The following is a 22968-nucleotide window of genomic DNA, read 5'->3' on the forward strand; positions in this document are numbered from 1 at the left end:
GGCCGCTGCTCGTCCGCGGGGCAGCGCCGCCGCAGCACGAACCGTTCGTGGAACGCGCCCACGGCGTCCCGTACGGCGGCGGGCGCGCCGGACCGCTCCAGCGCGTCGATGGCGAGCCCGAAGCAGACGACGGCCGCCCGGTGCAGGACCGGCGAGTCGGGCCCGTCCCGTACGGCGGCCCGCCAGTGCGCGTCACCCGGCGGTGGCAGCGGCCCGGCCGTCTCCGCGAGCGGCGCCAGCGCCCGGTACGCCGCATCGGCGGCCTCCGGGTCGTCGAACAGCGCGCTGACCACGGCCAGCGGCACGATCCAGCCGTCGTCCCCGGACTGCGCGTCCAGCATCCGCAGTTCGATGTGGCTGCCACGCGGCCGTACGGGCGGGAACAGCGTCGTGAGGTGGTAGTCGAGATCGGCCCGGGTGGGCGCCCGGCCGGCCGGGGACCCGTCGCGCAGCCAGTCGCGGAACGTCAGCCCGTCCGGCACCGCCCAGGGCCCGTCGGCCGCGCGGACGCACATCACCGGCGCGTCCAGCACGTGCGCCGCCCACGCGGACCTGGGTTCCCGTCCGACGGGCGGCGCCGTGCCCCGTACCGGGTCGAGTGCCGCCCACAGCGACTGCCGCGTGGACCGCAGGCCCGTCGGCCTGCCGTGCAGGCCGGGCGAGTTGGCGAACGACGCGACCAGCACCGGGCCCAGCAGATGCGCGAGCCGCCAGCGCCGCTCGAAGCCCAGCGGGCCCGGCTCCTCGTACCCGGAGTCCAGGCACACCTGCACGGACGCCGAGTCGCGCATCATGGCCCGGCCGGCCGGGCCCCAACGGTCGAGGTAGGCCTCCATGGCGTCGTACCGGGGCTCGCGCAGCAGCCGTTCCCGTGCCGTGAGCCAGGGATCGGTTCCGGAGCCGGTGAGGGTGAGCCCGAGAGCGGCGAGCGCCGCGCGGACGGCGGCGAGGTCGGCGGAGACGGTGGCGACGCACTCGGCGAGGGAGCCGGCGGGGGGCGAGCTGAGCTCAAGCTGCCCGCCGGGTTCGAACGTGAGGGACGACCGCAGGTCCAGGGCGCGCAGCGCGCCGAACGCGGTCGTCAGTCGGTCGCGGGGGACGGGGAGGCGGGGGCGGTGCAGATCGTGGACGAACCACTCCAGTTCGACCCCGACCGAGCGGGGCGGACCGGTCTTGAAGCAGATGCACCGCAGCAGGTCCTCCGCCTCGTCCAAGGACAGCGGGGGACCGCCGTCCCGGAAGTCGCTCGACGGCATGGGGGTTTCCTCCTGTCGAAGGCGTACGCGTTCGAAGGCGTACCGTCCCACCTAAGCCAGCGGCGAATCCCGGCACAAGAGCGCCCTCGTGAACGGCACATGCCGGAAAAAGCATTACCCCGAACGCGGCATGATCGCAGAGGATGCGGGGTATGAGCGCACGTCTGCGGGACATCGCACGCCAGACCGAGGAGACCGTCGCGGCCGGCCGCTACCGCGCGCCCGGCGGCCATGAGGTGGACATCGCCGACGCGGTCGCGCGGGCCGTCGATGGCACGACCCTGCACGGGCCCGAGCCCGTCCCGGTCGTGCCCGGGACCGGCCGGCGGACCCGGTTCGAGGTGACGGGCGAGTCCAGCACGGAGGCGGCCCGGCGGCTGACGGAGGCCGACCCGGAGGCCCCGGTCGCGGTCCTGAACTTCGCCTCGGCCCGCAATCCGGGCGGCGGCTACCTGAACGGCGCCCAGGCGCAGGAGGAGGCCCTGTGCCGGGCGTCCGCCCTGTACGTCACGCTGCTGCGGGCCCCGGAGTACTACGACCACCACCGCACGCACCGGGACCCGTTCTACACCGACCGGGTCATCCACTCGCCCGGCGTTCCGGTCTTCCGCGACGACCGCGGCCGGTTCCTGGACCGCCCGTACCGCCTCGGCTTCCTCACGTCGCCGGCGCCGAACGCGGGCGTGATCGCCTCCCGTACGCCGGAGGAGGCCCACCGGATACCCGCCGCGCTCGCGGCGCGCGCCGGCCGGGTCCTGGAGACCGCCGTCGCGCACGGCTACCGGCGCCTGGTGCTCGGCGCGTGGGGCTGCGGCGTCTTCCGCAACGACCCGGCGCGGGTGGCGGCCGCGTTCCGGGCGCCGCTCACCGGGGAGGGGCGGTTCGCCGGCCACTTCGACGAGGTGGTGTTCGCGATCCTGGACCGTACGTCGTCGCGCGCGACGCTGGGCGCGTTCCGTACGGCCTTCGCGGACGTGGCGGAGGTGGCCGGACGTCGCGGAGGTGCGGCCCCGCCGGAAGCTCTCTAGCGTCACGGGCATGAGCACACATCCGCAGCCGCACCCCCGCCCGCGGCGCTTCGAGATCCTGGTCGTGCCGCAGCACGCGGAGGGGCGCGACGTGGCGCACCTGGCCGAGGTGGCGATCCGCTCGGAGGTCGTCGAGGCCACCGGCGAGACCGGGGCCTCGGGGTATCCGCGCTACGCGGGCGGCGGCATGGTCGCCGACATCGACCCGGAGACCCGTACGGTGGAAGCGCTGCTGGTGGACGGCTTCGAGCTCGACTACGGCCTGTCGGCCAGGGTGCGTGTGCCGGCCGCCGACGAGGGCCGTTGACAGGTACCGTCGCCGGAACGGAGACTCGCCCCGTCCGGCGGTGAACGAGCGTTCACCGCACGCGCGATCGAGGTACGTGGGAGAGACACCTGATGAGCCTTCGCGACGTCTACATCGTCGACGCCGTCCGCACGCCGATCGGGAAGTTCGGCGGCGCCCTCTCCTCCGTACGCCCCGACGACCTCGCCGCCCACGTCGTACGGGCCCTCGTCGACCGGACCCCGGACCTCGACCCGGCCAGGATCGACGACGTCTACCTCGGCGACGCCAACGGCGCCGGTGAGGACAACCGCGACGTGGCGCGCATGGCGGTGCTGCTCGCGGGCCTGCCGGTGAGCGTGCCGGGCGTGACCGTGAACCGGCTGTGCGGCTCGGGGCTGGAAGCCGTCGTGCAGGCCGCCCGGGCCGTCGCCGTGGGCGACGCCTCCGTGGTCCTGGCGGGCGGCGTGGAGTCCATGTCCCGGGCCCCGTGGGTGCTCCAGAAGCCGGCGCGGCCCTTCCCGGCCGGGCACGAGCAGCTCTGGTCCACCACGCTCGGCTGGCGCATGACCAACCCGAGGATGCCCGCCGAGTGGACGGTGTCGCTCGGCGAGGGCGCCGAGCTGGTCGCGGACAAGCACGCGCTGACGCGCGAGCAGCAGGACGCCTTCGCGCTCGCCAGCCACCGCAAGGCCGCCGCGGCCTGGGCGGAGGGCCTGTACGACGGTGAGGTCGTCCCGTACGAGGGCGTGGACCTGGTCCGTGACGAGTGCGTCCGCGACGCGACGTCGATGGAGGCGCTCGCCAAGCTGAAGCCCGTCTTCCGCGACGGCGGCACCGTGACCGCCGGTAACGCGTCGCCGCTGAACGACGGCGCCGCCGCCCTCCTCCTGGTCGACGAGGAGGGCCTGCGGGAGTGCGGCCGCGAGCCCCTGGCCCGTATCCGCGCGTCGGCCGTCACCGGCATCGAGCCGCACCTGTTCGGGCTCGGCCCGGTCGAGGCGGTCCAGCGGGCCCTGGCCAAGGCCGGGCGCGGCTTCGCCGACCTGACGGCCTTCGAACTGAACGAGGCGTTCGCGGCGCAGGCGCTCGGCTGCCTGGCCGAGTGGCCGGACCTGGACCCCGCGGTGGTCAACCCGCGGGGCGGCGCCATCGCCATCGGCCACCCGCTGGGCGCGTCCGGCGCCCGGCTGGCGGGCGCGGTCGCCCACCAACTGGCGGCGGCGGGCTCGGGCACGGGCATGGCGGCCCTGTGCATCGGCGTGGGCCAGGGCATCGCACTGGTCCTGGAACGCTAGGGCCTGTCCGGCAGGCACCAGGCCCCGGCTACGCCCCGGCCTGAGCGTCCTCGATCGACTTCTTCACGGCATCCATGTCCAGGGCGCGTGCCTGCCCGATCACGTCCTCCAGGGCGGGCTCGGGCAGGGCGCCGGGCTGGGCGAACACGGCCACGTTGTCCCGGACGATCATCAGCGTGGGAATGGACCGGATGTCGAAGGCGGCGGCCAGCTCCGGCTGCGCCTCGGTGTCGACCTTGGCGAAGACAAGGTCCGGGTGCCGCTCGGACGCCTTGTCGTACACGGGGGCGAACCGCACGCACGGCCCGCACCAGGACGCCCAGAAGTCGATCAGAACGAAGTCGTTGTCCGAAACGACCTGGTCGAAGTTCTCCTTGGTGAGTTCGATCGTGCTCATGCCGCCTGCCTCTCCGCGGGTCCGCCGGTGCCCCGCACAACGGTGCCGGGGGCTGTCGGTATTCCGCCTGCCCGCCATCGCCGGCGGTACGCCCCGCGGGCCCCGGATTGGCTAGGTTGGCGCCATGAGCAATCTCGATCGCCAGGCCGTGCCGTCCCTCTGCGGCGGCAGGGGCTTCGTCGTCGCGGAGCCGGTGAGGGAACTCCTCAGCCCGCGCCGCGTTCCGCTCGGCGAGTCCACCGTGGTCCGCCGCCTCCTGCCGAACCTGGGCCGCCGCATGGTCGGCGCCTGGGCCTTCGTCGACCACTACGGCCCCGACGACATCGCCGACGAACCCGGTATGCAGGTACCGCCGCACCCGCACATGGGCCTGCAGACCGTCAGCTGGCTGCACGAGGGCGAGGTCCTGCACCGCGACAGCACGGGCAGCCTGCGGACGATCCGCCCCCGCGAGCTGGGCCTCATGACCTCCGGCCGCGCGATCGCCCACTCCGAGGAGAGCCCCCGCCCCCACGCCCGCTACCTGCACGGCGCCCAGCTCTGGGTGGCCCTCCCCGACGCCCACCGCCACGTCGCCCCGCGCTTCGAGCACCACGCCGACCTCCCGCACGTCACGGCCCCGGGCCTGAGCGCCACGGTCATCCTCGGCACCCTCGACGGCGCGACGTCCCCCGGCACCACGTACACCCCGCTGGTGGGCGCCGACCTGACGCTCGCTCAAGGCACCGAAGCCGCCCTGCCCCTGGACCCGGACTTCGAGTACGCGGCCCTCGCCATGTCCGGCGAGACCCACATCGACGGCGTCCCCGTACTGCCCGGCTCGATGCTCTACCTCGGCTGCGGCCGCACGAGCCTCCCTCTCCGCGCGGAATCGGACGCGGCCGTGATGCTCCTCGGCGGCGAACCCTTCGCCGAGGAGATCATCATGTGGTGGAACCTCATCGGCCGCACCCACGACGAGATCGCGGAGGCCCGCGAGGACTGGATGACGGGCACCCGCTTCGGCGAGGTGAAGGGCTACGCCGGCGACCGCCTGCCCGCGCCCGAACTCCCGTCCGTGGCGCTGAAACCGCGGGGAAGGGTGCGCTGAAGCTCACACAGCTCGGCGTACACCCGTGGAGGCGAACAAGGCCGTTCCTCGTTGAACAGCGCGGTCAGGTCCTCGGGAGCCCTGCCGGTCAGCGGCATCCCGGATGAGGGCCGGCCTGGGCAACGGATCGAGCGAGAGGGAGTACGGCATGGCGGCAGAGGCTGGTACGCAGGAGGAACGCGTCGCGGGACGCGTGTGGACGGTGCGCCTGGACCCTGACGGCCGCCCTTCCGCCGGCGCGGTGAGGCTTTCCTGCTCCCGCCCGGCCTGCGCCGATCAGCGGTTCCCGGGCGGCGCCGCCGCGGGGCGCCAGGCCGCGATCGGTCACGTCAACACCCACCTGGCCCGCATCCGTGCGGGCGGCGGACCGCGCGGCGAGGCGTGGTGCGCCTGCCGCGCCGTCGGCTGCGCCTGGCACACCCCCGGCCTCGTCGCCGGGCGGCGTGATGCGGGGCGGCCGCCGGCGGGGGCGGTGCGGTGCGGTGGCCCGGTGGTCCTGACGGTGTACGCGGACCGTGCCGGAAGGCTGTGGCGGATCGCGGAGATGTGCGCGCGCTGCGCGGCCGCCACCCCCGACTGCCGTGTCCTGGACACCGCTCCGCCTCCGGCTCCCACCGCACCGGCCGTGCCGGACCGGCCTGATGGCGGGCGGGAGACCGAAGGCGGCACGGCGGGGGAGGGAGCGGCGGCGGTGATCTCCGCCCAGGGCGCCTTCCCCGCCGGCGGTACGTCGCCCTCGCCTGCCGCCCGCCCGGTGCCGGTCCCTCGTGCCCGCGCCGCGTCTCCGGCCACGGCGTCCCGGGGGACGAAGCGGTCGGGGAAGATCGCGCAGCGGATCGTGCCGCACGACCTTCATCCGGACGTCCTGCGCGTGGAGCTCATCGAGCTCGGTGAGGCGTTCCGCGCCTACCAGCAGCGCGCCGAACCCGACCTCGCCCTCCTGGCCACGCTCCACGAGCGCAAGGCCCGCGCCTTCCGCCTGTGGGCCGACGTCACCGGCGACGGATCCCTGCGCCGCGAGGCGGACCGGGCGGACAAGGCCGCGCAGACCACGCTTGAGATGCACGAGAACCGTACGGGTGGGATCGTGGGCGGGGACGGGACGGTGGTGGAGCGGCTTTTGACCCGGGGTCAGGCCGACCACGCCCGCACGGTGCTGGAGTACGTCGCCGCCCACGCCCCTGACCCGGAGGCCGAGGTGCGCCTGGCCGTGCTCATGCTCACCTTGCGGGCCGCGCGCGCCGGCACCGGGAACATCACCGGCCAGGACCTCACCGGCTGGCTGCAAGGCGATGCCGAGCGGGTGCTGCAGCGGCTGGTCGAGGCCGACTGGCTGCGCCTGCCCGGCACGGTCGAGCAGGTGCTGACCTCCCGCCCCGAGGACCCCACCGCGTTCACCGTCCCCACGCTGCTGCCCGAGCGGCCCCGCCCGTTCGCCTTCGGCAAGACCACGCGCTCGAGGATCTCCGGCTGGGCCCAGAAGACCGTGGGCGACCGGAAGATCCGTAAGAAGAAGGCAGGCGCCGCCACCCGGCTCCTGGCCCTGTACACCGCCGCCCATACCCGCCCCGACGGCCGCCTGGGACGCGCCGAGGACGACGGGCTGCGCCTCGACGCGGTCGCCGCGTTCTGCGCCCTGCCGCCCGAACGAGTCGCCGAGCACATCGAACTGCTGGTCGCCGCCGACTGGCTCACCGACGCCGACACCGCCGGTGAGTGGCTGCGCGGACGGCTCACCGAGCGCGTCCTGCCGCTGAGCGGGCTGCTGTAGCGCGGTCGCCGACCAGGCGGATGCCGGCGGGAGGGGGAGCGCGGCCCGCTCGTCAGGCGTCCGTGTCGCGCTCCGGCGCGGGTCCGCCGCTGCCGGGATGGCGGAGGCAGGAGACGACGACGAGGAAGGGCCACAGGGCCTGAAGACATGTCACCAGGCGTTCGGCGACACCAGCGGCACCCTGATGGTGCATCTCGATCAGGAACCAGCCCGCGGCGCCGCCCATCAGAGCGGTCGCCACGGTGGAGGGCACGGGCCGTAGCCCCCAGGGTGCGGCTCCGCCGCGATCGGCCGCCAGAACCGGCCACACCGCCAGGAGGGTGAAGCCGACCGCGGCGACCGCACCGTGGCGCAGGGACCCGCCGCTGCTCGGCGCCGGGACCAGAGTCACCACCAGCGCCGCCACACCACCGCCGCCCAGCGCGAGCCGTCCGGCGGGCGCGGCCGCGCGCAGTCCCCAGGCGGTCAGCAGGTGGCAGACGCCCAAGGCGATGAACGCTCCGGTCATCACCCAGAATCCCGCGGCGCCGTAGGCCGCCAGGACGCTGATCGTCTGGGTGGCGGGATCGTAGGCGGGCCCTTCCAGCAGTGCCGCGATCGTCCAGCCTCCGACCAGGAGGACAGGGGCGCACCCGGACGACAGCAGGGCCCACCTGGGCACAGGTCGCATCAGGCCACCGTAAGGGGCTCGGCTCCTCCCTCGCCGCGCACACGCAGCGGGTGGCATCCGCATGGAGCCGTGTCGGCGTCGGCGCTATACGCCGCTCGTCGCGGTGACGGCCCAGGCCTCCGGTACGCCGAGGTCGTCGTGGAGCCGGGCGCGCTGGTCGGGGCTGAGGGTGGTGGAGAGTGCGGCGAGCGTGGTGCCCGCCTGGTCCTGCGGGCCGGCCTCCAGGACACCTCGCACGATGGCCGCGCGCACGGCGGGCGGCAGGGCGGGGAGCATTCTCCGGAGGTCGGCGAGGCCCTGCTCGGGGGTGCGGGAGGCGCGGAACGCGGCGAACACGGCGGCCAGTTCCTGCTCGGCGGCGTACTGCCACAGGGCGGGCATCGCGACGGTCTCCTCGGCGTGCAGGTGCGCCAGATAGGCGCTGATTACCTCGTTCAGCGCCAGGTAGAGGGCGTGCTGGGCGTCCGGGAGCGCCTCGGCGTCCGCTGCGGGCAGCTCGCGCGCCCGCTCGTCCAGTCCGGCGAAGGCAGCGTCGAGCCGGACATGCTCCGCGTCGAGTACGTCGGCCGCTTCCGGTGCCCGCTCCCGGAGCAACTGGTGGATGAACGTGTCCTCGTGGTCGGCGTGCTCGCGCAGCTCGCGGGTCATGGCCAGGCAGCGGTCCGCCAGGTGGGCGGCGGCGCCGGGTGGTGCGATGTCGGCGGCCCCGACGTCGACGGCGAGGGCGAAGAGCCGGGCTCGCTGCCCCATGTGAACATTCCGATACAGGTCGATCCTGGGCATGACCTCTCCTTCGGGCGGCATCCGTGACTAGGATGACAATAGATTTACAGACTGACAATGTGTTGTCAATCGAGGGAGATGTGATGGTGTCTGACGCCGTAGCCCTGCTGGTGGCCGACGTGTTCGAGGCCGCCGGGGCGCTGCGTCGGCTGGGAGAGAACACCGCGCAGGCCGAGGGGCTGACACAGGCCCGCTGGCAGGTGCTGAGCGTGGTCTCGGAGCAGCCGCTCACCGTGCCGCAGGCCGCGCGCCGTCTCGGGGTCAGCCGACAGAACGTGCAGAGGGTCGCGAACGACCTGACGGCGGGCGAGCTCGCCGCGTTCACGGCCAATCCGGATCACCGCGGCTCTCCGCTGCTGACCCTCACGCCGCGCGGCGAGGAAGCCCTGGCGAAGGTCACGGAGCGGGCTGCGGCGCTGCACCGCACCCTCTTCGCGGCGCTGTCCGAAGAGGAGATCCAGGCCACCCGCGCGTCGCTGCGCCGGCTGCTCGGCGAGATCGACCGCCACGAGGGGTCTCCGGGCCGGCGCTAGGGAGGTCATCGGCGCGCCGAGGGGCGCCGCCCCGGGTGGCTGCCGGTCGAGCCCGACCCGCCCGACCCGCCCCGCCCAGGCCCGCCCCGCCCAGGCCCGGCCGGAACGCCGGGGTCGTCAGGTGGGCTCGACCGCCCGGCGCTGTACGTGGTCACGGAGCTGGCGGCGGTTCGAGAGGCCGAGCTTCCCGTAGATGTTGCCCAGGTGGTACTCGACGGTCTTGCTGCTGATGAACAGTCGCGTCGCGATCTCCCGGTTGGTGTAGCCGCGAGCGACCAGCCGGGCGATCTCGTCCTCGCGGCCGGTCAGTTCCGCAGGGCTGCCGCTCCTCGCCCCGGGCCCTCCCGCGACCACGGCGAGGTCCTCCTCACAGCGCGTCAGGAACGCGGCGGCCTGGAGGGACCGGTAGCGGTCCCGGGCCCGCTTCAGCCAGGCCGCTCCTTCCTGCGGTTTCCGGAGACCCACCAGCAGCCGGCCGTAGTCGTGGGCGAGGAAGGCGCCGTGCAGCGCGAAGTGGTCGGGAGACGGGGGGAGGGACAGCCCCTGCTCGTAGTGGGCGCGCGCGGCGGCCGTGTCCTGGCGGGCCGCGGCGAGCAGGCCGGAGAGCCAGGACACGGTCGGCGCGAGGGCGGGGAAGGCCTCGGCGAGGGCGGCCACCTCCGCCACGACCGGCTCGGCCTCCGCCACCCGCCCGGTACGGATGAGGGCCTCGGCCTGCAGGGGCCGCCACAGCGCCCTGTTGGGGCGTACCCGGTCGCGCGGGAGGGCCAGGATGCCGTTGACGGCCGTGAGGACGCCCGGCCAGTCGGCGCGGGCCTGCGCCTCCACCGCCCAGCCCATCGCCACGTTCCCCTGGCTGTACGGCAGCGCGTGCTTCTCGGCGGTCCGCAGCAGCTCATCGGCGTACCGCGTCTCCCCGCGCGCGGCCGGCACCCAGGCGGCGAAGGCGTGGGCGTCCGCATAGGCGTAGAAGCGCCGGTCCGTGGTGGCCGTGTCGACGGCCAGGCGCCCGTGCAGGGCGGCGTCGTCCCAGGCGCCGGTCCAGTAGCAGGCCTGCGCGAGAAAGACGCGCACGTACTCCTCCAGCACATGGCTGACCCCGCGCTCCACCATCCGCAGCACCTGCGACAGGTCCTCGCGGGCCGCCGTCGGCATGCCGCAGGTGACGCGCATGATGCCCCGGTGGCCCAGCAGATAGGCGTCGGCGTGGTCCACCTCCTCGGCCGTCGGCAGGGGAGCGGCGCGTTCGAGCGCCTCAAGACCGGCCCAGGCGCCGCCCACGTACATGTGCCCGTAGAGCAGGTTGGCCCGGGCGAGATAGTCGAGGAAGGGGTCGTTCACCCGGAGGTCGAGCACGCGGCGGGTGACGCGGAGGATCTCCTCGCCGTGGGATCCGCCGAAGAAGTACATGATTCCCAGACCGGTCCCCGCGAAGGCCGCAGTCCACCGCTCGTCCGGGAGGCGCTGCGCCGCCTCGAACGCCTCCCTGAGCTGCTTCTCGGCCTGGTCCAGCGCCCCGCTCACCATGGCGACACCACCGAGCACCGCCGTACGCAGGGGCGTGTCGGTGCACGCCTGTATCCGCGGCAGCAGCTCCTGCACACGGGCCACACGGGTCGCGAACAGCAACCGCCCGGCAGCGGTGAGCAGCAGGCGCTCCCGCTCGGCGCGCCGGGAGGACAGCTCCGACGCCCACAGCAGCAGTGTCGCCGCCCGCTCGGCGGCCCCCGCCGCCACCCGCTCCGAGGCGGCCTGCTCCAGCTCGGCGGCGAGCCGGTCGTCCAGGCCGTCGGCGGCCGCGACCCGGTGCCGCCAGGCGGCGGACTGGTCCACGAGCGCGGCGGCCCCCGTGTGCAGGTCCCGTCGCCGGACCGGCGCCAGACCCTTCACGATGGCGTCGGCCTGCAGTGCGTGCGCGACGGCGACAGGACTGGACGGGGAGTCCGGCCACCAGCGCAGCAGCCCGGCGTCCAGCGCCGCCCGGAGCGCCGCGTGCGGCTCGTCGACCCCTGCCAGACGGGCGACCTGCGACAGCGGACTGCGCGTGCCGAGCACGGCGGCCGCCTCGGTCATGGCCCGGGCCTCGGCGGTGAGCCTGTCGAGCTGGCGCCGGACCGAGATGGCGAGGCTCTCCGGGACCGGCCACGTCTGCTTGCGCGGGGACAGAAGGGCACCGGACGGCAGCTCGGCCAGGACGGTGCGGAGGTAGAGCGGATTTCCCCCCGTGTGGCGGCGCAGCCGGGACACGGCGGCGGCCTGCGGCTGCTCGCCCGTCATCTTGTGAGCGAGCTCGGCCACCGCGTCGTCGCCGAGGCCCTGGAGGTCCAGCACCAGGCCCTCCTTCCGTGCGGCCACGGCCGCACGGAAGTCCTCCGGGAGGGGAGGGCGTCCGGTGAGCACCGCGAGCACGCGGTCCGCCTCCAGGCGGCGCAGCGCGAACCCCAGGGCGTGACGGGACTCCTGGTCCGCCCAGTGCATGTCCTCGACGACCACGGCCACGGGCCCGTCGGCCTGCAGGTCCCCCAGGAGTCCGAGGACCTGGCCGCCCGCCTGGAGGGGCGAGGCGCCGGCCGGCGGGAGCCCGTCACGCAGGATCGGGTACAGAGCGAGCCGCTCGGGCTCCACCCCGGAGAGAAGCTGCGCCAGCATGCCGAAGGACATGTCCCCCTCGGAGGCGTCGCAGAACGCCCGCAGCAGCGTCGCCCCGTCCCGCCGGCCGGTTCGGCTCTCGGCGGCGAGCCACCGCCGGATGAGGGCGGACTTCCCCACGCCTGGAGCCCCCTGCACCAGAACGACCCGCAGCCTGCCGGTGCGCACCTCCTGGGCGGAGGCCCGCAGCGCGGACAGCTCCTCTTCCCTCCCGACGAACAGGTCGTCACCCCGGAACGCCATCGGAGCGCTCTCACCTCCCACGGCCGATTACCGACAGTCTCCCTCCGCCCGCACCCGTGCCGCATCACCAGTGCGGAGGCCCTCGGGGACGGCGCCGAGCGGGCACGGTGACCGTTTCCGGCCGGTGCGGTCACGCCGCGCGCATGCCGGGGCTTGTCAAGGCCTGTCGGCCCCGCAGATCGTAGTCGGCGTCGCCCGCGCGCACCGAGGCGGGCGTGCCCCGGGAAAACCCCTAGGGCGTCAGGTGTGTCCGGGGCGCAGGATGGTCCGACGAGCCCGGAGAGCTCACCCCCTCGTCGTCTCCGGGCTCGTCCTCGCCGCCTCGCCCGCGGTAGGGCCGGGCCGGTCGGGCCGGGACTAGGGATTCCCCTGGGGTGCCGGTCGTCCCCCTGGGTTGTTGTGGAGAAGGCCGTCTCAGGCGGGGCGCCGGATGCTCCGCCCCGCGGCGCGCCCCGGCCGCGTGGCGCCGGTACGTTCGGATCAGGAGGTGGTCCTGCCGTGACGCGGAACGGCGTGGGCGCGGATGGACGGCGCGGCGGCGCGTTCGTCGGCCGGCGCGAGGAACTGGCCGAGCTGGACGCACGCGCCGGTTCGGCGCTGTCCGGCCGCCCCACCGTCGTGGTGGTGCGAGGTCCGGCGGGCATCGGCAAGTCGGCCCTCGTGCGGGAGTGGCTCGCGCGCGGACAAGCGCGCCGGTTCCACGTGCTGCGCGCCCTGTGCGACCGCTCCGAGACGGATCTGCCGTTCGGTGTCGTCGGGCAGCTCGTCTCCGGGCTGCCCGCCGCCCTGCTGCGGGGCCTGCATCTCCTGGCCGCCCCCACACCGGCGGACACGGCGCCCTTCCAGGCGGCCCGTCAGCTTCTGGAGCTGCTGGACCGGCTGCGCGGACCGGTCGTGCTGGTGGTGGACGACCTGCAGTGGGCCGACCGTGCGTCGGCGCAGGCCCTGCGGTTCGCTCTGCGTCAGCTCCGGGCCGAGGAGGTGCTGTCCGTCCTCGTCGTCCGCACCGGAGCCGGCGAGGCGGCGTCACCGGCGGACGCGGATGATCAGGAGCTGAGCGGGTGCCTGGCCGACCTGGACGGCACCCCGGGCGGCGTCGCGCTCATCACCCTGGACGGCCTCACGCCCACGGACGTCGCGGACCTGGTGCTCCGGGCCGGCGGACGGCCGGTGAGCGCCGCGACGGCCGAGCGGCTGTGTGAACACACGCACGGCCATCCGCTGTACCTGCAGAGCGTCATCGCCGAGGCCGCCGGTCAACTCGGCGACCGGCAGGAGCCGTTGCCGGTTCCCGCGTCGATGACGGCCATGGTGGCGCGGCTGTTGACAGGCGCGGCGGAGCCGACACGGGCCCTGGTCGAGGCGGCGGCCGTACTCGACTCCCGTACACCGCTCGACACGGTCGCCCGCGTCGCGGACGTACCGGACCCCGCGGCGGCGGTCGGGCCGGCGCTGACCGCGGGCCTGCTGCAGTGGTGGCCGGACGAGCCGGGCACGCCGGTCGCCGTCCCGTGCGCGGGGCACCGGCACGCCGTCCTGACGGGCATGAGCCCCGGGCGGCTGCGCGCCCTGCACACGGCCGCGGCCCCCCTGGTGGGCCGTGCCGCGGCCTGGGCGCACCGGGTGGCCGCCGCGGAGGGCCCCGACGACGGGCTCGCCGCGGAGCTGGAGGCGGAGGCGAACCGGTTGCTCGGCCTCGGCAACGCCGAGCGGGCCGCGACGCTGCTGCTGTGGGCCGCGGATGTGTGCGGCACACGGGCCGAGCGGGAACGGCATGTGCTCACGGCGGCCCTGCACCTGCTGGGCGCCGACCGGTTCACCCGCCTCCAGCAGCTACTCCCACGGGTCGATTCCTGCGCGGCCTCCCCGCTGCGCGACGTGGTGCTCGGCGGCTTCGCCGCGTCCCGTGGCGCACTCGCCGACGCGGAGACCCGGCTGACCAGCGCCCTGCGAGCCGCGCGCGACGCACCGGCGTCGGACGCGGCACGGCGGACCGCCGCCATGGCCGGGGCCTGGCTCGGGCGGCTGTACCTGATCCTCGGCCGCGGTGACGAGACCGTCCGGGTATGCCGCGAGATGCCGCCGGCCGCCGCCCTCGACCCGCCGCTCGCGTACCACGTCCGTTTCAACCGGGCGATCGGCCTGGCCTACTGCGAGGGCCCGGAGGCCGGGGCCGGGGAGCTCGGCGATCTGCCGGACAGCGCGGCCGACGTCGCCCCGGCGGACGCCGATCTGCTGACCGCCCGGGGGCAGTTGCGTGTCTGGGCGGGCCGCTTCCGCGCCGGGATCGACGACCTCAGCACCACCCTCACGCTCATCCCCGACAAGACGCGGCCGCTCCTCGCCGAGGGCCTCTATCCCACCCTCGCCCTGGCCCACCACCAGGTGGGTGAATGGGACGACGCCACCATCAGCGCCGAGAAGGGGCTGGGGATCGCGGCGAGCGAGGACCGGCCGTGGGCGCTTCCCTTCGGCCAGGCGATCCTCTCGCACGTCCTGGCCGACCGGGGCGAATGGGACCGTGCCGAGGAGCTGCTGGACCGGGCGGCGGGAGAGGAGCGCCGCGTCCCCGGCTCCGCCCTTCCCACCGTGGTCGTCGGCGCCGCGACGTTCGCCCGGGCCCGCAACGACCCGCGGGGGATGCTCGCCGCCCTGGAACGGCTCCGGGACGCGCCGAGGACGGGCTCCGTCAGTGTGACGCAGGTGTGGTGGAGGCCCCTGCTGGTCGAGGCGCTCCTCGGGGTGGGCCGGGTGGAGGACGCCGACCGGGCCCTGAAGGACCTGGCGCCGCTGGCCGACACGACGCCCTGCCTCGGTACCGTCACGGCCTGGCTCTCGGGCCGGGTCGCCGAGGCGTACGGGCACCGCGACGAGGCCCTCGCCCGCTACGGGGCAGGGGTGCGGCTGCCCGTGACGCGGGACGACGTCCCCCTGCACCGGGCGCTGCTGGAGCAGGCGTACGGCAAGGCCCTGGCCGGCGGGCAGCCGCGCAAGGAGGCCCTGATGTGGCTGGGCCGGGCCCGCGACCGGTTCCTGGCACTGGGCGCGCGGCCCTACCTCGACCGCTGCGAGCGGGACCTGGCCGCCGTGTCACCCGCCGCGGCCCTCCGGCAGCGCGGCGGTGCGCTCCACCTGTCCGGTCACGAGCGGGAGGTCGCCCACCTCGTCGGGCGTGGCATGACGAACAAGGAGATCGCGGCGGAGCTGTTCCTCAGCGTGAAGACCGTCGAGTACCACCTGGGCAACGTCTACCGCCGGCTGGGCATCCGGGGCCGCCGCGAGCTCCGCGCCCGCGTGCAGGGTGTCACGCCGGAGCCGTCCCCCTCTGGACGAGGTCCCGGAGCCGCCGCCGGCCCGTGATGCCGAGACGGGCGTAGATGTTCCCCAGGTGGTAGTCGACCGTCCGGGCGCTGATGAACAGCTCGGTCGCGATCTCCTTGTTCGTCATGCCCCGCGCGACGAGGTGCGCCACATCCCGCTCGCGGTCGCTCAACCGCTCCAGGAGGGAGGGACCGCTCAGGGCCGTCCCGTCCTGGAGCGCGGCCAGTGCGTCCTCGCAGCGCTTCAGGAACGGCTGGGCGCCCAGCCGGGCGAACCGGTCACGGGCCTGCCGCAGCCAGGCGGTGGCCTCCTGCCGCCCGGCGCTCCCGGGCGGATCGGCCGCCAGCGCCCCGCTGAGTGCCTGCTCCAGCAGGGCGCGGTGCAGCGGGATGTCGTCGGCCGTCACGGGGAGCGACAGCCCCTGCCGGTACGTGGCGAGGGCTGCCTCCCGGGCCCCTTGCCGCTCCTGGAGGAGGCCGTCCAGCCAGGACGCGGCCGGACGGAGACACGGCACGCCCTCGGCGAAGGCCCGGAGATCCGCCACCGCCGCCCGCGCCGCGTCGAGCCGGCCCAGCTCGATCAGGGCCTGTGCGTACAGCGGCCTCCACCACAACTGGGTCAGCACCACCATGCCGTTCACGGCCGCGCGGTCGCGCCGGTGCGCGGACTCCTCTACGGGGCGGAGGGCGGCCAGCACTCCCTCGTGGTCGTCCTTCGCGTGGGCGAGCTGCGCCCGGCCGAGCGCCACGAGCGGCAGAGAGAACTCCGCCCCGACGGCCTGCGCCCACGGCCCGGCCGCCTCCAGCAGTTCCTCGGCCCGCGCCCACTGGCCGCGCCCGGAGGCGACGCGGGACGCCATGACGTACCCCGCGGCGTACGCCCACGGCTTGTCCTCGGTGGCGGTCACGAGCAGCCCGTTCTCGGCGCTGATCGCCGCGTCGTCCCAGGAGCCGAGCCAGAACTGGGCGGCCGTCAGCGTGGGATAGACGAACTCGGCGAGCACCGGGCAGCCGGTGCGGCGGCCGAGGTCGAGCACCGCGGCGCAGTCCTCCACGGCCGAGGTGAGCCGCCCGGACCAGGTGTGGAAGATCCCCCGGTACGTCAGCAGGATCGCCGCGTCGGGCCCCACCTGCGACGGCACAGCGGGCAGCGCGGCCAGCTCGGCGAGCCCGGCCGCCGGGCCGTCGGTGAACGCCCGGCCGGTGGCCAGGTTGGCCCGGGCGAGGTGGGCGAGGGCCGTGAGGCCGGCCTTCTCCGGTTCGCCCGCGAGCACCCGCGCCGACACCGACGCCAGCGCCCGCCCGTCGGCACGCAGGGTGTACAGGCGGCCCAGCCAGACCCCGGCGAGCGCGGTGACCACGGGGTCGCCAGGCGCTCCGCCGGTGCCTCCGGTGCCTCCGGTGGCGTCGGTGCCCTCCGTGCCCTCCATGCCCTCGGTGGCCTCCGTGGCCTCCGTGGCCTCCATGGCGTCGGTGAGGAGCTGCTCCGCCTCGGCCAGTTCGCCCCGCGACGTCGCGTACGCGCCGAGGACCAGGCTGCGCATCGGCGAGGCGGCGCAGCGCCGTACTTCGGGCAGCGCGTGCTGCACCCGCGTGAACCGGTCCGCGCCCATCAGCAAGGCCATCGCCATGAGCAGGAACCGTTCACGGCCGGGCCGGGTTCCCGCGACACGGGAGGCCAGGAGCAGCAGGTTCGCGGCCGCCTCGGTGGAGCCGACGGAGGTCAGCCGGTCCGCCTCGCCCGCCAGTGCCACGGCCAGGCCGTCGTCCGCGCCCTCGGCCGCACCGACCCGGTGGTGCCAGGACCGGTCGCGGTCGACCAGGGGCGCGGCCGCGGCGTGCAGCGCCCGCAGCCGTCCGGGCGGGATCGCCGCGACGACGGCGAGCCGCTGGAGCTCGTGACGCACGGCGACCGGTGTGTACGGTTCGGCCGGCCACCACTGGAGCAGGCCCGCGGCGAGCCCGGCGTCGAGGGCCGCGGCCGGGTCGGCCACCCCGGCCGTACGCGCCACCCGGCCCAGCGGCGCCGGCAGTTCGAGTACCGCGGCGGCCTCCACCAGGGCGCGGCCGGACTCCGGCAGGCCCGCGACCCGTCGGTGCACGGCGGCGGCCAGCGACGGCGGGGGCCGCAGGACGCCCCGCTCCAGCTCGTCCTGAGGCAACTCGGCGAGCAGCGTCCCGAGGTAGAGGGCGTTGCCGCCGGTCATGGCGCGGATCCGGTCGGCCGTCCCGGTGCCCAGGGAGAAGCCGGCGACGTGCAGGGCGAGCCGCGCCACCTCCGCCGTGTTCAGCCCCTTCAGGACGACGCGGCACACCCGCTCGGCGACGGCGGCCAGCCTCTCCACCTCGTCCTGCCACGCGACGTCCCCCTGCCCGGCGGGGACGCCGCTACGGGTGACCAGGACGGTGAGCACGGCATCGGCGCGCAGCCGGCGCAGGACGAAACCCAGTGCCTGGAGCGAGGGGCGGTCCGCCCACTGGGCCTCGTCGACGACGACCGCGACGGGCCCCTCGCTCTCGTACCGTCCCAGCAGTTCGAGCAGCTCGGCACCCACCTGGAACGGAGGCGCCGAGTCCGGGAGGCGGTCCAGCAGGTCCAGGCCGGCCCGGCGACGCGGCGGCGTACCGGCGACGAGCCGCCGCACCACACCGAACGGCACGTCCGCGCGGGAGGCACCGCCCGACGCGTCCAGGACCCGGAACCCGGCGAGGTCGTCCCGGTCCAGCCAGTGCCGTACGAGCGCCGACTTGCCGATCCCCGGCTCCCCCTGCACCCAGACCACCCACGGCCGGCCCTGCCGGGCCTCCGCCGCGCACCGGGCCAGCGTGTGCAGCTCCTCTTCCCGACCGATGAACACGGGGCCGTCCTGTCTTCCGATGAGCACGGGCGGGGCATGGTGCCGTCCCGCTCCCCTCACGATGATGCCGGGCCGGTGACGGCGGGTCCACGTCCGACTAGGAACTTCCCCCGGGGCGCGTAAGGACCCCGGTGCCGCAGGCTGAAGGCGTCGGCAGTGGACAGGCCACGGACTGCCGGGGAGGTCGTGGCCGCCGCTTTCCCTCCAGGGAGTGAGCGATGTACCAGCCAAGAGCCGGTCTCTGCGCCGGAGCCGGAGCCGCAGCCGCAGCCGGGGCCGGGGCCGGAGAGCTGCTCCGGCCGCCCCGCGCGGCCGGGACGGAGCGACGTCGCACAGGCCGTCGGCTCGCCTGCCTGCTGGCGCACGAGCGAACCGCGGTCGCCGCCGCCCGCCGCATCGTCGACGCGTTCCTCGCGCAGGCGGACCGGGCCGACCTGACGGATTCCGCGGAGCTCGTGGTCTCCGAACTGGTCACCAACGCGGTGGTCCACGGGCGCCCGCCCGTGTGTCTCACCCTGACCTGGGTGGAGACCGCGGCCCCCCGGCCGTCCGCGCTCCACATCGACGTCGAGGACCACGGCAGCACGCCGGACACCCTCGGCGCCGTGCCCCCGCCGGACGCGGAGCACGGCCGGGGACTGGTCCTGGTCGACGCGATCGCGGACCGCTGGGGCGTCGTCGGCGACCCGGTCACGGGCAGCCACGTCTGGGCGGAACTCACCTGATCCGTGCGCCCGCGGCGCCCGCCCCCTCGGCGCATCGGACGGTCACCGTGAGACGTCCACTCCCGTCATCACCCTGACGGAATCACCCGGACGGATTCCTCCGCTCGGTACGGGCGCGTGCGTACCGGCCCGGTGGCATGCTCTCCCATCGGTGGAAGGCGCGTACGAAGCTCGACGTGTCGCTGTAACCGAGCCGCCGCGCGATCTCGGCGAGGCTCTGGTCCGACCGCGTCACCCCGCGCACCGCCAGCCGGTGGCGGGCCTGGTCCAGCAGGTCGCGCCAGCTCGTGCCGTTCTCGTGCAGGGCGCGGCGCAGGCTGCGGGTGCTCATGTTCAGGGCCCGGGCGAGGTCGTCGGGCCGCACGGTGGCGAGGTCCTGGCCCAGCAGCCAGTGCGCCGCGCGTCGGTGCACCGGCGGCCGGCCGGGCTTCCCGGCGAGGAGCTGCTCGGCGTAGGCGCGGTGGAGCCCGAGCAGGTCGGGGTCCCCGTACGGAAGGAGGGCGTCCATGCGGGCGGCGGGCCACTCGATGCGGTTGTCGGCGGCCCGGAACGCCACCGGTGCGCCGAACACCGCGTCCCACGCCTGCGTCGGGCCGACGGGCGCCGGGTGGGTGAACGTGACACGGCTGGGCCGCCAGTTCTCGGGGCTGAGCCAGCGTGCGGCGGCCACGATGCCGGCGAGTACCGCCTCGGTCTGCTGGGTGTCCGCGTCACCCGGAGGCGTATGCCTCCGGTAGCGGAGGACGGCGCGGCCCGCGTCCCGGGTGAAGCACAGGGTTCCCGCGTCGCTGACGAGCCGGTGGAAACGCATCGTCAGACGGGCCGCGTCCTGAAGGGTGGGGCAGGCCAGCACGGCGTGCCCCAGGACGTGGTAGGCGCCGGGACGCAGCCGCCCGCCGACCCGGAGACCGAAGCGGCGGTCGCCGAGGTGGTCCAGGGCCCGGTCCCAGATGACGCGGACCACCGGGGACGGCACGCGCTCCGAGACGGCCGGCCGGTCCGCCGAGACGCCCGTGCCGCGCAGCAGGGCGGACGGATCGGCGCCCAGGTCCACGGCGGTGGCGACGACGCTGTTCACGTAGCGCGTTGACACGCTGGTCTCTGCGTGGTCCGACACGGCCGAGAGTGAACCGGTGGCGGTACGAGATGTCAACAGATCGGCCACCGCGGTCAATGACGCCGACGGCCGCCCGCCCTACCGTCCCTCGGGTCACCACACGGCATGAGGAGGCGCATTGGGCACGTGGACGCGTCGGCGCAAGTTCTGGGGCTGGGGGTACGAGGACGAGCAGCCGCCCATGGCGGAGGTCCGGAGGATCGCGGACCGGGCGCGCGCTCAGCTGGGGTTCGGCGGCGATCGCGTCGACGAGCCGGCGCGGGTCTCCGACCTCGGCCTGCGCCCCGCACGGCGGCTGGCGCCTCCCGCGCATCTGGAACCGCTCTGTCACGACGACCCCTACGAACGGGCCGCTCACGCCATGGGGAAGTCGTACAAGGACGTCGTACGCGGCTTCCGCGGCGAGATCGTCCATCCCCCGGACCTGGTGGTGTTCCCACGGGACGACAACGAGATCGCCCGGGTCCTGGAGTGGAGCGCGCGGACGGACGTCGCCGTGGTGCCGTACGGAGGCGGCACGAGCGTCGTGGGCGGCGTCGAGCCGCTGGTCGACGAGGACGCGTACCGGGGCACCGTGTCCCTCGACCTGCGGCACGTCAGCGGAGTCGCCGAGGTGGACCGCACGTCCAGCGCCGCGCGGATACGCGCCGGAACCCTCCTGCCGGAGGTGGAGGCGGAGCTGCGCCCGTCGGGGCTGAGCCTGCGTCACTACCCGCAGTCGTACACCTTCGCCACGGTCGGCGGCTGCCTCGCCACACGCGCGGCCGGGCACTACGCCACCGGCGCGACCCGGATCGACGACTGCGTGGAATCCCTCCGGGCCGTCACCCCGGGCGGCGTATGGGAGAGCCGGCGTCTGCCCGGTTCGGGCGCGGGCCCCAGCCCCGACCGGATGCTGCTGGGCTCCGAAGGGACCCTCGGGGTCATCACCGAGGCGTGGCTGCGGGTACGGAGCCGGCCGGTGTACCGCGCGTCGACCGCCGTGGAGTTCGCCACCTTCGCCCAGGGGGCGCGCGCCGTCCGTACGATCGTGCAGGTCGGGCTGAGGCCCGCGCAGTGCAGGCTGCTCGACGCGGGGGAGTCGGCGCTCAGCGGTGCCGGCGACGGAGCCTCGTCCGTGCTGCTGCTGGGCTTCGAGTCCGCTCATCTCCCGCAGGAGGCCGAGCTGGAGCGGGCGGTGCGGTGCTGCCTCGACCTCGGCGGCCGGCCCGCCGGTGCGCCGCGTGTCCGGGGCCCTCACCTGGCGGGGCCCGCCTCCCCGCCGACGCGGCCCGGCGCGGAGGCGCGCTGGCGCGACGGGTTCCTGGCGGCCCCGTACCTGAGGGACGTCCTCGTCGCGGCGGGCGTTCTGGTGGAGACGTTCGAAACGGCCGTCACCTGGAACCATTTCGCGGATTTCGTGTCCGAGGTCGAACGGGAGACCCGGAAGGCCGCCTCCGAGGTGTACGGCACGGCGGCCGTCCACCGTCGCCTCACCCACGTCTATCCCGACGGCGCCGCCGTCTACTTCACCGTCCTGGCGCCGGCGCGGGCCGGCAGCGAGATCGCGCAGTGGGACGACGTGAAGACCGCGGTCTCCGAGGTCCTGCTCCGCGAGGGCGGCACCATCACCCACCACCACGCCGTGGGCCGTGAACACCGCCCCTGGTACGACCGGCAGCGTCCGGACCCGTTCGCCACCGCCCTGCGCGCGGCCAAGCAGGCCCTGGACCCGCACGCGATCCTCAACCCCGGCGTCCTCCTCGACGCCCACTCCGCCCGGACCGCCGCGGGCGCCACGCCGCCGCGCGACTGACACAGCCGTGCGACTGACACAGCCGTGCGACTGACGCAGCCGTGCGACTGACGCAGCCGTGCGACTGACGCCGCACGGGACCACTCACCCGAGAGGAACACGCGATGCCCCGAAGAACCCGCACTCACCCGGCCTCCCGCACCGCGACACGCACCGTGCGCACGGCCGTCACGGTCCTCGTCGCCCTGCTCGTCGTCCTCGTCCCGGGCAACACCGCCTGGGCCACCGGCCGGCACAGCGAGGGGCTCGGGTCCCTCTCCCACCCCGACTGGATGGCCGCGCTGCCGGACTCGGCCTCCCTGGCCGACCTGTCGATACCCGGCACCCACGACACCATGGCGCGTGACGTCACCTTCGTGGCCGAGACACAGAAGAGCTCCCTGCCCGAGCAGCTCAACGCCGGCGTCCGGGCCCTCGACATCCGCGCGCGCCACTTCCACGACCGCTTCACCATCCACCACGGCGTCGTCTACCTGAACGCCAACTTCACCGACGTACTGCGCCAGACCACCGACTTCCTCAAGGCACACCCCCGCGAGACCGTGCTGATGAGGCTTCAGGAGGAACACACGGCGGAAGGCAACACCCGCTCCTTCGCCCAGACCCTCAGGTGGTACCTGGAGCAGAACCCCGAGACCGCCGGTCTCGCCCGCGACCACCTGTGGCGGCCGGCCCACGGCGACCAGCAGGCACCGGCACTGGGCGAGGTGAGGGGCAGGATCGTGCTGCTGCAGGAGTTCGACGGCGAGGGCACCTCGTACGGCCTCAGCTACTGGAGTCCCGCACTGAACGTCCAGGACGCCTACGACGTCCCCACCCTCTTCCACATCAAGGGCAAGTGGGAGACCGCGCGCGGCCACATCGAGGAAGCCGCGGCCCACAACCCGCGGACGCTCTACATCACCTTCCTCAGCGGTGTCGGCGCGGGCGCCTATCCGCACGCGGTGGCCGCGGGAGCGCTCTGGTTCACCGGAGTGAACCACTACGCCCTGCACCACCTGGAAGGACGCGACCTCAGGCGGGCCGGCGTGGTGATGATGGATTATCCGGGCCCCGACCTCGTGAACGCCGTCCTGCGGTACAACCAGCACGTAGGCGCCTGACACGCGCCGACGAACAGCTCGGCGGCGGTGGGCCGGGCGGCCGGCC

The 22968-nt window shown here is 74.8% G+C and carries 17 protein-coding genes; 10 read left to right on the forward strand and 7 right to left on the reverse strand.

Annotated elements, in window-relative coordinates:
- Positions 1-1256, reverse strand: a 1256-nt coding sequence (gene egtA, locus HTZ82_RS15035) for an ergothioneine biosynthesis glutamate--cysteine ligase EgtA (RefSeq protein ID WP_175409886.1), incomplete at its 3' end; no start/stop codon positions are given.
- A gap of 152 nt (positions 1257-1408) precedes the next feature.
- Between egtA and HTZ82_RS15040 the strand changes: the two genes are divergently transcribed.
- The 3 genes from HTZ82_RS15040 (at position 1409) to HTZ82_RS15050 (ending at position 3868) form a co-directional block, all read left to right on the forward strand.
- The gene (locus HTZ82_RS15040) at positions 1409-2284 is read left to right on the forward strand and encodes a TIGR02452 family protein (protein ID WP_175409887.1); all 876 of its coding nucleotides are present in this window, start codon (positions 1409-1411) and stop codon (positions 2282-2284) included.
- Positions 2285-2294: 10 nt separating this feature from the next.
- The gene (locus tag HTZ82_RS15045; protein ID WP_175409888.1) at positions 2295-2591 is read left to right on the forward strand and encodes a hypothetical protein; all 297 of its coding nucleotides are present in this window, start codon (positions 2295-2297) and stop codon (positions 2589-2591) included.
- 92 nt (positions 2592-2683) lie between these two features.
- Positions 2684-3868 carry a thiolase family protein gene (locus HTZ82_RS15050; RefSeq protein WP_175409889.1) on the forward strand — a complete coding sequence of 395 codons (1185 nt, stop codon included), beginning with the start codon at positions 2684-2686 and terminating at the stop codon, positions 3866-3868.
- A 28-nt stretch (positions 3869-3896) separates the two neighbouring features.
- Here HTZ82_RS15050 and trxA read toward each other — a convergent pair whose 3' ends face one another.
- Positions 3897-4265: a thioredoxin gene (trxA, locus tag HTZ82_RS15055; protein WP_175409890.1), complete on the reverse strand. Its 369-nt coding sequence runs from the start codon at positions 4263-4265 to the stop codon at positions 3897-3899.
- 124 nt (positions 4266-4389) lie between these two features.
- On the opposite strand from trxA, the gene HTZ82_RS15060 reads away from it, so the two are divergent.
- Positions 4390-5355, forward strand: a complete 966-nt coding sequence (locus HTZ82_RS15060; protein WP_175409891.1) for a pirin family protein — start codon at positions 4390-4392, stop codon at positions 5353-5355.
- Between the two features lie 148 nt (positions 5356-5503).
- Positions 5504-7126 carry a hypothetical protein gene (locus HTZ82_RS15065; protein ID WP_175409892.1) on the forward strand — a complete coding sequence of 541 codons (1623 nt, stop codon included), beginning with the start codon at positions 5504-5506 and terminating at the stop codon, positions 7124-7126.
- A 52-nt stretch (positions 7127-7178) separates the two neighbouring features.
- Here the strand turns inward: HTZ82_RS15065 and HTZ82_RS15070 are convergent, their stop codons facing one another.
- Both HTZ82_RS15070 and HTZ82_RS15075 read right to left on the reverse strand, forming a co-directional pair.
- Positions 7179-7796: a DUF998 domain-containing protein gene (locus tag HTZ82_RS15070; RefSeq protein ID WP_175409893.1), complete on the reverse strand. Its 618-nt coding sequence runs from the start codon at positions 7794-7796 to the stop codon at positions 7179-7181.
- A gap of 84 nt (positions 7797-7880) precedes the next feature.
- A complete protein-coding gene (locus tag HTZ82_RS15075; protein ID WP_175409894.1) occupies positions 7881-8579 on the reverse strand; it encodes a hemerythrin domain-containing protein in 699 nt (232 codons plus the stop codon).
- Between the two features lie 83 nt (positions 8580-8662).
- Here HTZ82_RS15075 and HTZ82_RS15080 point away from each other — a divergent pair, with 83 nt between their 5' ends.
- Positions 8663-9112 (forward strand): MarR family winged helix-turn-helix transcriptional regulator, encoded by a 450-nt coding sequence (locus tag HTZ82_RS15080; protein ID WP_254711874.1) that lies wholly within the window; start codon positions 8663-8665, stop codon positions 9110-9112.
- A gap of 117 nt (positions 9113-9229) precedes the next feature.
- On the opposite strand, the gene HTZ82_RS32750 is transcribed toward HTZ82_RS15080, so the two are convergent.
- Complete coding sequence (locus tag HTZ82_RS32750) at positions 9230-12004, reverse strand: helix-turn-helix transcriptional regulator (RefSeq protein ID WP_175409895.1); 2775 nt, start codon at positions 12002-12004, stop codon at positions 9230-9232.
- Positions 12005-12502: 498 nt separating this feature from the next.
- Between HTZ82_RS32750 and HTZ82_RS15090 the strand changes: the two genes are divergently transcribed.
- A complete protein-coding gene (locus HTZ82_RS15090; RefSeq protein WP_175409896.1) occupies positions 12503-15364 on the forward strand; it encodes an AAA family ATPase in 2862 nt (953 codons plus the stop codon).
- On the opposite strand, the gene HTZ82_RS15095 is transcribed toward HTZ82_RS15090, so the two are convergent.
- Positions 15309-18209, reverse strand: coding sequence for a LuxR family transcriptional regulator (locus HTZ82_RS15095; RefSeq protein WP_175409897.1), 2901 nt, complete (start codon positions 18207-18209; stop codon positions 15309-15311). The two genes, HTZ82_RS15090 and HTZ82_RS15095, sit on opposite strands and share 56 nt — an antisense overlap.
- 191 nt (positions 18210-18400) lie before the next feature.
- Between HTZ82_RS15095 and HTZ82_RS15100 the strand changes: the two genes are divergently transcribed.
- Positions 18401-18907, forward strand: a complete 507-nt coding sequence (locus HTZ82_RS15100) for an ATP-binding protein (RefSeq protein WP_175409898.1) — start codon at positions 18401-18403, stop codon at positions 18905-18907.
- A gap of 82 nt (positions 18908-18989) precedes the next feature.
- Here the strand turns inward: HTZ82_RS15100 and HTZ82_RS15105 are convergent, their stop codons facing one another.
- On the reverse strand, positions 18990-20024 hold the full coding sequence (locus HTZ82_RS15105) for an AraC family transcriptional regulator (protein ID WP_175409899.1): 1035 nt from the start codon (positions 20022-20024) through the stop codon (positions 18990-18992).
- 181 nt (positions 20025-20205) lie between these two features.
- Here HTZ82_RS15105 and HTZ82_RS15110 point away from each other — a divergent pair, with 181 nt between their 5' ends.
- Both HTZ82_RS15110 and HTZ82_RS15115 read left to right on the forward strand, forming a co-directional pair.
- Positions 20206-21819: an FAD-binding oxidoreductase gene (locus HTZ82_RS15110; RefSeq protein ID WP_175409908.1), complete on the forward strand. Its 1614-nt coding sequence runs from the start codon at positions 20206-20208 to the stop codon at positions 21817-21819.
- A 104-nt stretch (positions 21820-21923) separates the two neighbouring features.
- Entirely contained in the window at positions 21924-22922 is a 999-nt protein-coding gene (locus HTZ82_RS15115) for a phosphatidylinositol-specific phospholipase C (protein WP_175409900.1), read from the forward strand.
- The last annotated feature ends 46 nt before the right edge of the window (positions 22923-22968 follow it).

The sequence above is a fragment of the Streptomyces sp. TRM64462 genome (assembly GCF_013362995.1).
Taxonomy (GTDB): domain Bacteria; phylum Actinomycetota; class Actinomycetes; order Streptomycetales; family Streptomycetaceae; genus Streptomyces.

Coding starts and splice junctions, on each gene's coding strand:
- HTZ82_RS15040 (WP_175409887.1), top strand. CDS start 1,409: ATGAGCGCACGTCTGCGGGACATCGCACGCCAGACCGAGGAGACCGTC.
- HTZ82_RS15045 (WP_175409888.1), top strand. CDS start 2,295: ATGAGCACACATCCGCAGCCGCACCCCCGCCCGCGGCGCTTCGAGATC.
- HTZ82_RS15050 (WP_175409889.1), top strand. CDS start 2,684: ATGAGCCTTCGCGACGTCTACATCGTCGACGCCGTCCGCACGCCGATC.
- trxA (WP_175409890.1), bottom strand. CDS start 4,265: ATGAGCACGATCGAACTCACCAAGGAGAACTTCGACCAGGTCGTTTCG.
- HTZ82_RS15060 (WP_175409891.1), top strand. CDS start 4,390: ATGAGCAATCTCGATCGCCAGGCCGTGCCGTCCCTCTGCGGCGGCAGG.
- HTZ82_RS15065 (WP_175409892.1), top strand. CDS start 5,504: ATGGCGGCAGAGGCTGGTACGCAGGAGGAACGCGTCGCGGGACGCGTG.
- HTZ82_RS15070 (WP_175409893.1), bottom strand. CDS start 7,796: ATGCGACCTGTGCCCAGGTGGGCCCTGCTGTCGTCCGGGTGCGCCCCT.
- HTZ82_RS15075 (WP_175409894.1), bottom strand. CDS start 8,579: ATGCCCAGGATCGACCTGTATCGGAATGTTCACATGGGGCAGCGAGCC.
- HTZ82_RS15080 (WP_254711874.1), top strand. CDS start 8,663: ATGGTGTCTGACGCCGTAGCCCTGCTGGTGGCCGACGTGTTCGAGGCC.
- HTZ82_RS32750 (WP_175409895.1), bottom strand. CDS start 12,004: ATGGCGTTCCGGGGTGACGACCTGTTCGTCGGGAGGGAAGAGGAGCTG.
- HTZ82_RS15100 (WP_175409898.1), top strand. CDS start 18,401: ATGTACCAGCCAAGAGCCGGTCTCTGCGCCGGAGCCGGAGCCGCAGCC.
- HTZ82_RS15110 (WP_175409908.1), top strand. CDS start 20,206: ATGGCGGAGGTCCGGAGGATCGCGGACCGGGCGCGCGCTCAGCTGGGG.
- HTZ82_RS15115 (WP_175409900.1), top strand. CDS start 21,924: ATGCCCCGAAGAACCCGCACTCACCCGGCCTCCCGCACCGCGACACGC.